This is a genomic window from Pseudomonas sp. FG47, from assembly GCF_057809115.1.
The window spans coordinates 1-13,225 of sequence record NZ_JBMDJI010000037.1; the positions used below are offsets into that span (position 1 = coordinate 1).

7 protein-coding genes are annotated in these 13,225 nt (G+C 69.0%); 5 read left to right on the forward strand and 2 right to left on the reverse strand.

Annotation, left to right across the window (positions count from 1 at the left end):
- Positions 1-5,477, reverse strand: a 5,477-nt coding sequence (locus tag ACODS5_RS20590) for an amino acid adenylation domain-containing protein (protein WP_489109547.1), incomplete at its 3' end; no start/stop codon positions are given.
- A 443-nt stretch (positions 5,478-5,920) separates the two neighbouring features.
- On the opposite strand from ACODS5_RS20590, the gene ACODS5_RS20595 reads away from it, so the two are divergent.
- Both ACODS5_RS20595 and ACODS5_RS20600 read left to right on the forward strand, forming a co-directional pair.
- Positions 5,921-6,688 carry a helix-turn-helix transcriptional regulator gene (locus ACODS5_RS20595; RefSeq protein ID WP_489109548.1) on the forward strand — a complete coding sequence of 256 codons (768 nt, stop codon included), beginning with the start codon at positions 5,921-5,923 and terminating at the stop codon, positions 6,686-6,688.
- A 15-nt stretch (positions 6,689-6,703) separates the two neighbouring features.
- Positions 6,704-8,134: an efflux transporter outer membrane subunit gene (locus tag ACODS5_RS20600; protein WP_489109549.1), complete on the forward strand. Its 1,431-nt coding sequence runs from the start codon at positions 6,704-6,706 to the stop codon at positions 8,132-8,134.
- Here ACODS5_RS20600 and ACODS5_RS20605 read toward each other — a convergent pair.
- The gene (locus tag ACODS5_RS20605; RefSeq protein WP_489109550.1) at positions 8,104-8,856 is read right to left on the reverse strand and encodes an AraC family transcriptional regulator; all 753 of its coding nucleotides are present in this window, start codon (positions 8,854-8,856) and stop codon (positions 8,104-8,106) included. The two genes, ACODS5_RS20600 and ACODS5_RS20605, sit on opposite strands and share 31 nt — an antisense overlap.
- Positions 8,857-9,120: 264 nt before the next feature.
- Between ACODS5_RS20605 and ACODS5_RS20610 the strand changes: the two genes are divergently transcribed.
- The 3 genes from ACODS5_RS20610 to ACODS5_RS20620 are packed head-to-tail and all read left to right on the forward strand — an operon-like array spanning position 9,121 to position 13,225.
- Positions 9,121-10,467 (forward strand): hypothetical protein, encoded by a 1,347-nt coding sequence (locus tag ACODS5_RS20610; protein ID WP_489109551.1) that lies wholly within the window; start codon positions 9,121-9,123, stop codon positions 10,465-10,467.
- Positions 10,468-10,499: 32 nt separating this feature from the next.
- Positions 10,500-12,740, forward strand: coding sequence for an Ig-like domain-containing protein (locus ACODS5_RS20615; protein WP_489109552.1), 2,241 nt, complete (start codon positions 10,500-10,502; stop codon positions 12,738-12,740).
- A 14-nt stretch (positions 12,741-12,754) separates the two neighbouring features.
- Positions 12,755-13,225, forward strand: coding sequence for a curlin (locus ACODS5_RS20620; protein ID WP_134694178.1), 471 nt, complete (start codon positions 12,755-12,757; stop codon positions 13,223-13,225).

The window sequence follows — 13,225 nt, forward strand, 5'->3', positions numbered from 1 at the left end:
CCCCCCGGCGCGCTGAGGGGCAGCGGCGCATCCGCCTCGAGGGTCCAGGCGGTGCTGTCGACGGTGGCCTCGGTGGGGCCGTAGACGTTATGCAGGCGCACCTGCGGCAAACGCTCGCGCACACGCTGGACCAGGGCCAGGGTCAGCTCGCCGCCGCCGCAGAAGATGTCGGTGAGGCTGCTGCACTGCGCCACCTCTGGCGCATCGAGGAAGGCATGCAGCAGGGCCGGGACGAACTTGACGATGCTCACCCGCCGGGCCTGGATCAGCCGCACCAGGTACTCGGGGTCGCGGTGCCCGTCAGGGCGCGCCAGCACCAGGCGCAGGCCGGCGCACAGGGGCCAGAACAGCTCCCACACCGAACCGTCGAAGCTGAACGGCGCCCGTTGCAGCAAGGCGCCGTCGGGCTGCGGCGGACACAGGCTCGAGCCCCAGTGCATCAGGTTGCACAGGCCACGATGCGCGACCATCACCCCTTTCGGCGTGCCGGTGGAGCCCGAGGTGTACATCACGTAGGCCAGGTGCTCACCGGTCAGCGCCTCGAGCGCCGGGGCCTGCGTGGGGTGAGCCTGCCAATCGGCGCGGTCGAGGTCGACCATCGGCGTCGCCACGTCGGCCCACAACCCCCGCGTGGCGCCATGCACCAGCAAGGCCACTGGCGCGCTGTCGGCGAGCATGTAGTGCAGGCGTTCATCGGGGTAGCCGGGGTCCAGCGGCACATAGGCGCCGCCGGCCTTGAGCACGCCCAGCAGGCCGATCAGCAACTGCGCGCCGCGCTCGATGCACACCGCGACCCGCAGGTCCGGCCCTACCCCCAGGCCGATCAGGTGATGGGCCAGGCGGTTGGCCTGGGCCTCCAGCTCGCGGTAGCTGAGCTGAGCGTCCTCGCCCTGCACTGCCACGGCATCCGGCGTGCGCCGCACCTGGGCGGCGAACAGGGCAGGCAGGTGCGGGCAGACAGGGTCCAGCGCCACCTCGGTGTCATTGAGCGTGTCCAGCAAGTAGCGGCGTTCGTCGGCGGGCAAGGTGCTCAAGCTGTCCAGCGCCAGTGCCGGGTCGTCCGCCAACGCCGCGGCCAGGGCCTGCAGTGCGCACTCGACATGCCCCAGCACCCGCGCCGCGCCCAGTTCGCGGGGCGCGCGCACGGCCAGGCGCAGGGCATCGCCGTCATCGTCCACGGTCAGTACCAGCGGGTGGCTGTGTACCTCGCTGGCCTCTTCCAGCGTCACGCCCGGCAATGCCAGGCGCTCGGCAGCCGGTCCGTGACGGTAATTGAGCAGGCTGTCGAACAATGCCACGCCAGCCGGCAAACCGCTGCAACGCTGGGCCAGCACTCGGGGCGCATCCTCATGGGCCAGCAAGGCGGCCAGTTGCGCATGGGTCGCCGCCAACGCCTGGCCTACACTGCATCCGCCCAGCCTCACCCGCAGCGGCAGGCTATTGATGAACATGCCCAGCGCCCGGTCGGCACCCTCGCCGGCCATCACCCGGCCCAGCAGCACGCTGCCGAACACCACCTCGTCACGCCCGCCCAATGCCCCCAGCACCTGAGCCCAGGCCAGGTGCAGCAGGCTGCCCAGGCCGACATCCTGCGCGCGCGCCAGGCGCCGCAGCGTGGCGGCGAACGGCGTCGCGAGCGTGACCGCGCGGCTGTCCGGCGCACCGCCCTCGCCCATCCCCGGTAGCCGCGCCGGGGCCTCGACACCGGCCAGGCTGGCGTTGAAGAACGCCTCATGGCTGGCCTGACGAGCCGGGTCTCGGCTATGGGCGACATAGTTGCGGTACGCCACGGGCGCAGGCAACGTGGCCGCCTGGCCGAGCATCATCGCGCGCAGTTCATGGAGCAGCACCTGCACCGACACCGCGTCATTGACCAGATGGTGGAAACGCAGCAAGCCCAGCCAACGCCCCTGGTCCTCGACGCAAGCCAGGGCCATCATCGGCGCCACGCGCAAGTCCAGTGCCTGGCCCTCGGCGCGCAACGCCGACACGGCAGCCCCTGGCGCTGCGTCGAGCACCGTCAGTGGCAACCTGGCCTGGCGCCAGACCACCTGCTGCGGCTGCTCCAGGCCCTCCCAGGCCAGGCTTGTGCGCAGAATATCGTGGCGCGCGATGACCTGCTCCAGCGCCCGGCTGAAGGCATCAAGGTCCTCGCGACTGGCAAAGCTGAACAAGGCGTCCTGCTGATAGGGATCGCGGGCCTCGGTGAGGTGGTGGTAGAGCAAGCCCTCCTGCAGCGGGGCCAGCGGATAGATCTCCTGCACATTGGCCGCGCCGCCGGGCACCGTGGCGACGATACGCTCGATGGCGGCCTGGTCCAAGGCCGCCAGGGCCAACAGTTCGGGGGTGATCCGCGCGCAGCCCGCGGGCACCCGGTTGGCCGGTATCAGTTCAGTCTTGCCCGTGTCGACGGCAGCCGCCAGGCTGGCCAGGGTCGGTTGGCCAAACAACACCTGGGCATCGACCTGCAGGCCCTGCTGGCGCATGCGCTCGATCAACTGCACCGCCAACAGCGAATGGCCGCCCAGCTCGAAGAAATGGTCCTGGCGACCGACTCGCTCGACCTGCAGCAGCTCGATCCACAGCGCCGCCAGGCGTTGTTCGAGCGGCCCCTGGGGCGGCTCGTGGGCGCGGCGCAACTGGGCGTCCATGGTCGGCGCCGGCAAGGCGCGACGGTCAAGCTTGCCATTGGCGGTGAGCGGCCAGCTTGCCACGGCCACATAGGCCGATGGCAACAAGGCCGTTGGCAGCCTGGCCCGCAAGTGTTGGTGCAAGGCCAGCGGGCTGGTGGGCGCGGCATCGAGGAACCAGGCCACCAGTTGCCCGTCACGCAACAGCACCACCGCCTCGCGCACAGCCTCGTGGCTGGCCAGCGCCGCTTCGATTTCGCCCAGTTCCACCCGCACGCCGCGGATCTTCACCTGGTCATCGTTGCGCCCCAGGTAATCCAAGGTGCCGTCAGCGCGCCAGCGCACCAGGTCGCCGGTGCGATAAAGGCGTGCCTTGGCCTGGGTGGCGAACGGGTCGTCGATGAAGCGCTCGGCGCTCAGCCCGGGCCGGTTCAGGTAGCCCCGGGCAACCCCCAGCCCGCCGATATAGAGCTCGCCGACAGCACCGATCGGCAGCAGGCGCTGGCGCTCATCGAGCACGTACAAGCGGGTGTTGGCGATCGCGCCACCGATATGCAGCGGCGCCCCGGCCTCGACCCGCCCCGAACTGGCCACCACCGTCGCCTCGGTCGGCCCATAGTTGTTGACCACCTGATAGCCGCGTTCACGGGCCAGGCGCCGCAAGCGATCACCACCCACCAGCAAGGTGCGCAGGGTCGGGTGCGGCTGGCCTTGGGCGAAGGCATGTTCGGCCACCGGGGTGGGCAGGAAACTCACCTGCAAGGGCTGGGCGCGCCACCAGCGCAGCAGCCCGTCGATATCCTCGCTGCCCTCGCCCACCGGCGCCAGGTGCAGGGTCGCGCCGGCGCACAATGCTGGCCAGATTTCCCAGGCCATGGCATCGAAACCGAAGCCGGCCAGGCTCGATACATGGCTGCCGGCGCGCACATCGAAGGCCTCGCAGTGCCAATCCACCAGGTTGGCGAGCATGCGCTGCTCGACCATCACGCCCTTGGGCTGGCCGGTGGAGCCGGAGGTGTAGATCACATAGACCAGGCTGTCGCCGGCAAGGCCCGGCACCTGCGGGTTGGCCAGCGCCGACCTGGTCTGCTCCAGGCGGTCCAGTTCGATCACCGGCAGCTCGCAAGCGCCCAGGCGTTGGCGCAGGTCGGACTGGGTCAGCAGTACCTGCGGCGCGCAATCCTGCAACAGGTAGTCCAGGCGCTCGCGCGGATGCGCCGGGTCGATGGGCACATAGGCGCCGCCGGCCTTGAGCACGGCCAGCAAGCCGACCAGGGTGTCGAGCCCACGCCGGGCCATCACCGCCACGCGCAGCTCGGGCCCCACGCCCAGGTCGATCAGTTGCGCGGCGAGTGCGTTGGCCTGCTGGTTGAGGGCGCCGTAGGTCAGTTGGCGACCCTGCTGCTCGGCGGCCACGGCATCCGCCTGGCGGGCGGCCTGGGCTTCAATACGGCGGTGCACCAGGCACTGCGCCGGGGGCTTGGTGGCGGTAGCGTTCCATCGTTCGAGCAACTGCTGCTCGGCCGGCAACAGGATGTCGAAGGCCTCGACCCTGCGCTGCGGCTGCGCCACCCCTTGGGCCAGCACCCACAACAGGCGTTCGCCCAGAGCCTGTACTTCGTCGCTGTCCAGCCAGGCCAGGTTGTGCACCAGGTGCAGCCAGGCCTTGCCGTTGTAGCGGTTGCTGCGCAGGTACAGTGACAACGGCGTGGGTTCGTGGTCGTTGCTGACCTTAACCGTATGCCCCGGCAAGGCGCCAAAACGCAGGTCGCTGCCCTCCTCCTCGTAGGACACCGTCACTTCGAACAGTTGCGCGCGCTCCTCGCGCAGCAGGCCCAAGGCGCGGTTGAGTTCACTGACCGGCAGGCGCTGATGGCGCAGATCACGGCGTAACGCGTCGGCGATGGCGCGGACCAAGGCGGCGAAGCTCAGTTCGCGACCAAAATCCATGCGCAGCGCGCTGACCTGGGCGAACAGCCCGAGCGTCGCCTTGTGCCGGGCGCCGCCCCGGTTGCGCAGCGGCAGGCCCACGACCCAGTCGTCACGCTGGGCACTGCGGGTGAAGCAGACATGCAGCGCGGCCAACAGCACGTGCAACACCGAGGCCTGCTGCGTGCTGGCCAGCTGTTGCATGCGCGCCAGCAGTTGCCCATCGAACGGCTGCGCGCACGCTTGGCTCGGCGATGCGCCGGCCGCCGCGCGTTCGCGCGGGCGCAGCAAGGCGTCGGGTAGCTGGCGGTAGCGCGCCAACCAGTAGTCACGGTCGCGCTGCTCGCGGGCCGAGCCCTGGTAGGCGTGGTCTTCATCGATGTACGCGCGGTAGGAAGGCGCTGTAACCGGCAACGCCAAGCCCTGCTCGAGCAGCCCGTAATACTTCCCCAGTTGCTGGAAGAACTGCTCGAAGCCCCAGCCATCGAGGATCAGGTGGTGTGCCTGGGCAGCCAGCCGATAATGCTGGTCGGCCAGGCGGATCAGCGCCAGCCGCAGCAATGGGCCCTGGTCGAGGCTGAACGCCTGGCGCATCTGCGCCTTGATCAGGCGTTGCGCGGCGGCCGGCGGGTCGTCTTCGCCGCGCACATCGTGCTCGCTCAGGGGCACCACCAGGGCGTCGACGAAACGTTGACGTGGCAGGCCGCTGCCAGCCGGGTCGTCGACCAGCACACTGCGCAGCGCATCATGCATGCGCACCAGGTGTGCCAGGGCCTGGCGCAGCCGGGCCGGGTCGAGCGCTCCTGGCAGTTCGACGTAGCCGCCGATGTTGTACAGCGGAGAGTCGCCATGGCTCAACTGGTCCAGCCAGATGTCGCGCTGGGCGCAGGTCAGGGCAAAGCTGTCGGCGGCGAACATGGGACTTCATCCTTGAAACGGGGTTATCGGCGTATTCAAGCATCGGCTTGGGGCGCCTGTATGGCCTGACAAACCCGGACAGCGCGCCATTCGATCTGAGCAGTTGCTCATCGCCTAAAGCACCGAACAAACGCACTGATTTTTTTGTAGGACATTGGCCACCCTGCAACACCCGCCACGACCTACCCGCAGCGCTTGTGGTCGCCATTACCCGCGATCCAGTGGCTTTCTGGCGGAAATCGTCCGACAAACCGACAGGCAAGCGCCCAGCCACCGGCAACCCAGACGCCTTTTCCCGGCGCGAAAAATGGCATTTGCTGTCCCCGGTTTCCATTACAGACGCAGGCTTGGAGCCTGCTATTCAATACCGCCAAACCCGCCCCGCAGAGAGGAAGCGCCCGCGAGCCCCACCCGCAGCGTTAGCGAATCAAGGAAGAAAGCACATGAAGCTGACCGACAGCCCCGCACACCGCCACGACCCGCTGCTGTACCTGCAGTTGGGCGCGCTGGTCGCCAGCACCGGCGACAGCACCTTTGCCGAGCAGATGTTCGAGCTGGTTGGCGACCTGGTACCCATGCATCGGCTCGACCTCAGCGAATGGACCCTCGACAGCCAGCAGACCCGCATCCAGACGGTCAAGGCGCTGGGCAGCGCCGGCCATGCGCAGGCCGTCAACACACGGCCGCTGCGCCATCCGTTGTTGCAGAGCATCATGCGCATGGAAGATCCACTGCTGATCCAGATCAACACCCCGGTGGGCGCCCAGGGCGATGCCCACCAATGCAAGCTGGTCTCGCGCAGCGGCAACCGCCGCTGGGTGATCTGCTGCTTTCGCCAGCCGAGCCAGCGCGCGTTCTCCCTGGCCGAGCTGGCACTGCTCAAGACCTTGTCGGACACCCTGCTGCCCCTGGTCGAACACCACGCGCAGCTACTCCACTCGGCCGGCCAGCGCCGCCCCGGGCAACTACTGCCCGATGAAGCGGGCACCCTGCGCCAACTGTTCACCGACCGCCTCGAACAGGAGGCCATTCGCCTGTCCAGCCGCGAACAGGAGGTCTGTATCGGCCTGCTGACCGGCGACACCGTGCCGCAACTGGCGCTGCGCCTGCACGTCAAGAACAGCTCGATCGAAACCTACCTCAAGCGCGCCACGGCCAAGCTGGGTGTCAGTGGCCGTCACGGCCTGGCCCGCTGGCTGGCCGGGCGCTGACCGCCGAGACCCGCCATGCCGCGAATCACCTTGCCCCTGCTGGCCACACTGTTGGCCGGCTGTACCCTGGCGCCGGACTACCAACGCCCGGCCTCGCCCGCGCCAGGCCAATACCCCGCTGGCGCCGCCTACCAGGATGGCCCGGCCGCCACGGCCTTGCCCCGCGATTGGCAGGCGGTGTTCCACGACCCCGCCCTGCGCCAGTTGCTGGCCAAGGCCATGGCCAACAACCGCGACCTGCGGGTGGCCGTGCTCAACGTCGAGGCCTACCGCGCCCAGTACCGCATCCAGCGCGCCGAATTACTGCCGAAGATCTCCGCCAATGCCCAGGGCACTCGCCAGTACCTGCCCCGCCGGCGCACCGGGGGCGACGGCATGATCAGCAGCCAGCAGTCGGCCACCGTTGGCATCAGCGCCTATGAGCTCGACCTGTTCGGCCGCCTGCGCAGCCTCAGCGACCAGGCGCTGCTCAACTACCTGGCCACCGACGAGGCCCGGCGCAGCGCCGAGCTGAGCCTGATCACCAGCGTTGCCGGTGCCTACCTCACCTGGCGCGCCGACCAGGAGCTGCTGGCACTGTCGCAGCAGACCTTGCAAGCCGATCAACAAAGCCTGCGCCTGACCCAGCGTCAGCGCCGCACCGGCACGCTGTCGGCGCTCGACCAGATCCAGGCCACCACCCGCGTCGACAGCACCCGCGCCGCGGTAGCCCGCTACACCCGCCTGGCCGCCCAGGACCTCAACCAACTTGAGCGCCTGGTCGGCATCGCGGTGCGCGACGACCTGCCGGCCATGGCCCTGGCCGACGAACAGATTGCCCGCCTGCCCGCTGGCCTGCCCGCCGACCTCTTGCAACGACGCCCCGACATCCGCCAGGCGGAGTACCAGTTGCAGGCGGCCAACGCCAATATCGGCGCGGCGCGGGCGGCGTTCTTCCCAAGCATCAGCCTGACCGCCAATGCCGGCAGCAGCAGCCGCCAGCTCGCCGACTTGTTCGACGCCGGCTCCGGCACCTGGCTGTTCCAGCCGCAGATCAACCTGCCACTGTTCAACGCCGGCAGCCTGCGCGCGAGCCTGGACTACGCCAAGCTGCAGAAGGACATGCAAGTGGCGCGTTACGAGAAATCGATCCAGACCGCGTTTCAGGAAGTCGCCGACGGCCTCGCCGCGCGCAGCACCTACCAGAGCCAGTTGCAGGCCCAGCGCGACCTGGTGGCGGCCAGCCAGCGCTACCACGACCTGGCGCAAAACCGCTACCGCAACGGCATCGACAGCAGCCTGACCTTCCTCGACGCGCAGCGCTCATTGTTCAGCGCCCAGCAAGGCTTGATCAACGACCGCCTGGCCCAGTTGCTGGCCGAGGTCAACCTCTATGCCGCGCTGGGGGGGAGCTGGGAGCAGCAATCGGTTCTGGCTTACCAGCGCTCGGCGGCCCTGCCGAAATAGACCGAGGGCGACACCCCAAGGGTGCGGCGGAACATTGCGCTGAACGCGCTGGGGCTGTCGTAGCCCAAGTCCAGCGCCACTGCCAGCACCGATTGTCCGGCCGCCAGGGCATCGAGGCTGGCCAGCAGGCGCATGCGCCGCAGCCACTGCACCAGGCTCAAACCGGTTTCACGCTGGAAGGCGCGGGTCAGGGTGCGCGGGTTAAGGCCACTGTGGGCCGCGGCGCGGGCCAGGCTCCAGGCCTCGGCCGGGGCTTGGCGCAAGGCTTCGCACAGCGCCTGCAACTGCGCCGAACGCGGGCTGGGCACATGCAGGGCAGACACCGGCAGCACGCGGATCTCATCGAGGATCAGTTGCATGATCCGCGCCTCGCGGCCTTGCGCCGGGTAGTCGGTGGGGATGTCCATGGCCCGCACGATCAGCTCGCGCAACAGCGCTGAGATCTCGATCACCTGGCACTGATGTGGCAGGTCGGGGCGCGCGGCAGGGTCGACGAAAAGCGTGCGCATGCGCACCACGCCGGCCATGCGCAGTTCGTGCTCGGCCGCCGCCGGAACCCAGACCCCGCGCCCTGGCGGAACCACCCAGCTGCCTTCGCTGGCGTTGACCGTGACCACCCCACTGATGGCATGGATCAGTTGCGCACGATCGTGACAGTGCGGGGCGATATGCTCGCCATGGCGGTAGTTCTCGGCGAGGGGCAGGATGATTGGGCGGGGCATTGGCGCAGACCTGGCGGTGGCGAGGGGAGATTATTGGCGATTGGCCGGGGTTGGGGAATCCCGGACGTGTTTTTTGCCGGCCCGCTGATTCCCCAACCCTGGGGCCACTCGCCCACCCGCCCGCCCTCGTCAAGCCGCCTGCCAAACCGGCAAGACCCTTGTCCCAGAGCCTCCTGCCTGCATCCAGGCAAACCTGGCACAACAGTTGCCGATCCCTCCCCAGACGCCCCAACCCATGGGCCCGTATGCAGGAGGAAGCAACTCATGCACCGACCGATACCCCACCCGCTGGCCGTGGCGATCTTCGCCGGCCTGCTCCAGCTACCGGCCCAGGCTGCGCTATACGCCGTCGACAGCGGCCCCTACGCGCTGCCCACCGGCAAGTTCCCCGCCTGGTACCAGGACAGCCACGGCCGGGTGCTCGACCTGTGCCTGTCCAAGGCTGTCAGTTCGCGCGTCGCCGGTGCCCCCGGCGCGCCATCGTACATGTGCACCCTGCTGCCGACGCCTGGCGTGTTCGACGACAGCCGCCCCATCGTCTTCCCCAGCAACTTCCCCGACGAAGCCTTCTGGTTCACCGCCGACGCGGCGGTCGTCGACGCCGCCCGGGGCATCGACCTCAGCTACGGTTCGGCCATCGAGGCGGCCTTCAGCGCCGAGGAACCCAAGGACGGCGACCAGCTCAGCTTTGCCCGGGTGCGCATCCGCGTCGATGTGCCGGTGGCCGGCACCTATGTGGTCACCCACCCCTATGGCGTCGACGTGTTCGACGTGCCGGCCGGGGGCCGTCGGGCGATCAACATGACCCGCGACATCGGCATCGGCTCGCCGGGCGACTTCAGCGGCGCGCTCAAGGGCGACGTCGGGCCGTTCCTGCGCAGCGTCAATGGCCCCTACAGCGAAACCAACCCGGACACCGGCGCCAGTGAGCGCTACGTCGGCGACCCGAACCTGGAAGAGCCGGTGACCGGCAGCCCGTTCAACACCAACTTCGTGCGCATCGAAGGGCCCAACGGCATCGACCTGCGCACCGAGCTGTTCGCGGTATCTGGCAAGTTGTCCACGGTCAACCGCCCGACCCCGCTGATCCCGCAGCGCAGCACCTACTCGCGACGCAGCGAGAACGGCGACCTGCGCGCCCAGCAGGATGTGTTCGTCATGGCCCCGCCAGCCCCGGCCACGGTGACCCTGAGCAGCCAGACCCCGGCCCTGGCCCTGGGCGAAGCCAACGGCACCGGCGCCTGGTACGTCCAGTCGGCGCTCAACCCGAGCTTGCCACTGACCTTGCAGGTGACCGCCGACAACAGCCTGGCCATCGCCACCAGCACACCGACCAGCGTGGCCATGCCCCTGGTCGACCTGGTGACCATCAGCCGTGCCGAGTACAGCCTGGCCAGCGGCCAGCTGACCCTGGTCGCCAGCAGCAGCGACGAGACCAGCCCGCCGGCGCTCACCGCGCGTACCGGCAACGGCAGCTTGATCGGCAGCCTCAGCGGCAACGGCGCGGTCAAGACCCTGACCACCGGGCTTGCGCCGATTCCGCCGGCACGGGTGCAGGTCAGCAGCGCCAATGGCGGCAGCGACAGCGAAGACGTGGTGCTGGTGCCATGAACAGACAAAGGCCCCGCCCTCAAGGAGGCAGCATGAACACTTGGTCACGCCGTGCCCTGTGCGCCGCCGGCTTCACCCTCACGTTGAGCAGCGCAGCCTGGGCCGCGCTGTCCGAGGTCGACCCCGGCCCCTACACCTTCGCCACCGGGGGCTACCCCATGTGGTACAAGGACCACACCAACCTCGCCCTGGAGTTGTGCCAGTCGCGCGCCACCAGCACCCGCGCGCCCGGGGCGCCGGGCGCGCCGGCTTACCTGTGCACCCTGCTTCCGGAGCCGGGGGTCTACGATGACACCCTGCCACTGGTGTTCCCCGACAACTGGCCACCAGAGATGTTCTGGTTCCTCGCCGAAACCGAGATCCCGGCGGTGGGCAACAGCGGCTACGAGCTGGAAGTCTACGTGGCGGGCCTGGAGGCCGCGTTCGCCGCCGAGAACCCGGTCGACGGCGACCAACAGAGCTTCGCCCGCATTCGCATTCGCGCCTCGGTGCCCCGCGCCGGCACCTACACCATCACCCATCCCTACGGCGTGGAAACGGTGAACGTCGCCGCCAACCAGGTTGGCCGACGGGCGATCAACATCACCCGCGACATCGGCATCGGCGCCCCGGGTAATTTCAGCGGCGCCCTGACCGGCGACCTCGGCCCGTTCCTGCGTGGCGTCGGCGGCCCGTACACCGCGGTCAACCCCGACACCGGCGCCAGCGAGACCTTCATCGGCGACCCGAACATCACCGAAGCGGTGACCGGCAGCCCCAACAACACCAACTTCGTCCGCATCCAGGGCCCGGCGGGGACGATCCAGACGAACGTCTTCACGGTTTCCGGCAAGGTTCTCGACCAGCGCCAACAAACCCCGGTGAGCCTCGAGCGCGCCACGTACCAACGCAATGCCGCCGGTACCCGCGTCGAGGTCTACGCCAAGGCGCCGAACAGCGCCAGCCTGTGCCTGCGCAATGGCCTGGCGCTGGTCGGCACACCGCCGTCGCCGTGCCAGTTCAACATGCTCGCCGACAACAATGGGCTGTTCTTCAGCCAACAATTGAGCCAGGCCGTGCCCCCCCCAGTGATAGTGGTCACCGCCAGCAGCCCCACCGGTAGCACCCGCCCGACCTCGCTGTCGAGCAAGCTCAGCGACGTGGTCAAGATCGGTACCGCCCGCTATGACTGGGCCAACAAGCGCTTGCTGATCGAGGCCCGTTCCAGCGACGAAGTGCTGGTGCCCGACCTGCTGGTGCAGGGCTTCGGGCGCATGTCCAAGGCTGGCGTGGCACAGAGCCTCACGGTCAACGACCTGGGTCAGCCGCCCGCTTCGATTACCGTCAAGTCGGCCCACGGCGGCAGCGATGTCGAGCCAGTGGTGGTGGTCGGCAGCGCGCCAGTACAGGCCGAGAACCAGGCACCGATCGCCCACGCCGACGCGGCCAGCACCAGCGTCGGCGTCCCCGTGACCCTCAACCTGCTGGCCAACGACAGCGACCCGGACGGCAACGTGCCGCTGTCGATCAGCGACCTCAGCCAACCTGGCACCGGCCTGGGCGGCGTGGTCCTCAATGGCACCACCGCCGTCACCTACACCCCGCCACCCGGCGCCACCACAGCACTGGTGGCTACCTTCAGCTACCGCGCCATGGACGCCAAGGGCCTGAAGTCGACGCCGGCCACGGTGACCGTCAACGTCGCGCCGAACCAGCCGCCCAGCGCGGTCGCCGACAACGTCGCCACCCTCGGCGTGCCGCTGACCATCAACGCCCTGGCCAACGACACCGACCCGGAAGGCAACCTGCCGCTGAGCATCGCCAGCGTCACCCAGCCGGCCACCGCCGGGCGCGGTACGGTCAGCACCGACGGCAACGTCATCACCTACACGCCGCCGGCCTCGATCGCGAGCGGGTTCACCACCAGCTTCAGCTACATCGCCCGTGATGCCCTTGGCGCGCTGTCCAGCCCCGGCACGGTCACCGTGCAGGTGTCGCCACGGCCAGCCCAGGAGACCTTCGCGGTCACCGCGGCAACGGTCACCGCGCGCTCGAACAACCGCTTCAACTGGGACATCAGCGGCACCTCCTCGGTAACCACCGGCAACACCATCACCGTGCGGGTAACCACCACCACCGGCGTGCAGACCCTGGGCACCACCACGGTGCCGGTCACCGGGCGCTGGCGCCTGGCAGTGAGCAACAGCACCACGGCCGTGCCGACCGCGACGCCCACGGCCACCGTGACCAGCAGCCAGGGCACCACCCGCACGGTCAACGTGACCGTGCAATAGCACCGGAGGACGCCATGAAGCGCCTGCATTCGCTGTTGCTGTGCCTGGCCCTGGTCGGCCAGGCCCAGGCCGACGACCTGGTGGACAACGCCGACCTCGCCGCCGGCAACGACCTCGGCGAACCGCTGGTGGTGCGCCTGCTGCCCCTGGCTGCCGGCCAGGCAGCGCTGATCGAGCAACAGGGCGCGGGCAACCGCGCCGCCCTCGACCAGGCCGGCCAGGCCCTGCTGGGCCGCATCGTCCAGGCCGGAGGCGCGCAGGAGGCGTACATCCTCCAGCAAGGCAGCGACCTCAGCGCGACCATCAGCCAGCAGGGCTACGGCAACGACGCGTCGATCCGCCAGAGCGGCAGCAGCAACAGCGCCGCCATAGAGCAGGTCGGCAACCACAACAGCGCCAGCATCGACCAACGCGGCACGGGCCTGAACAGCACCGTGACCCAGGCCGGCAATGGCCAGCAGATCCACATAACCCAGTACCGCTAG

What these genes read in the sequence shown, in the direction of transcription:
- ACODS5_RS20620 (WP_134694178.1), top strand. Translation starts at nt 12,755, where the DNA reads ATGAAGCGCCTGCATTCGCTGTTGCTGTGCCTGGCCCTGGTCGGCCAG.
- ACODS5_RS20595 (WP_489109548.1), top strand. Translation starts at nt 5,921, where the DNA reads ATGAAGCTGACCGACAGCCCCGCACACCGCCACGACCCGCTGCTGTAC.
- ACODS5_RS20605 (WP_489109550.1), bottom strand. Translation starts at nt 8,856, where the DNA reads ATGCCCCGCCCAATCATCCTGCCCCTCGCCGAGAACTACCGCCATGGC.
- ACODS5_RS20600 (WP_489109549.1), top strand. Translation starts at nt 6,704, where the DNA reads ATGCCGCGAATCACCTTGCCCCTGCTGGCCACACTGTTGGCCGGCTGT.
- ACODS5_RS20610 (WP_489109551.1), top strand. Translation starts at nt 9,121, where the DNA reads ATGCACCGACCGATACCCCACCCGCTGGCCGTGGCGATCTTCGCCGGC.
- ACODS5_RS20615 (WP_489109552.1), top strand. Translation starts at nt 10,500, where the DNA reads ATGAACACTTGGTCACGCCGTGCCCTGTGCGCCGCCGGCTTCACCCTC.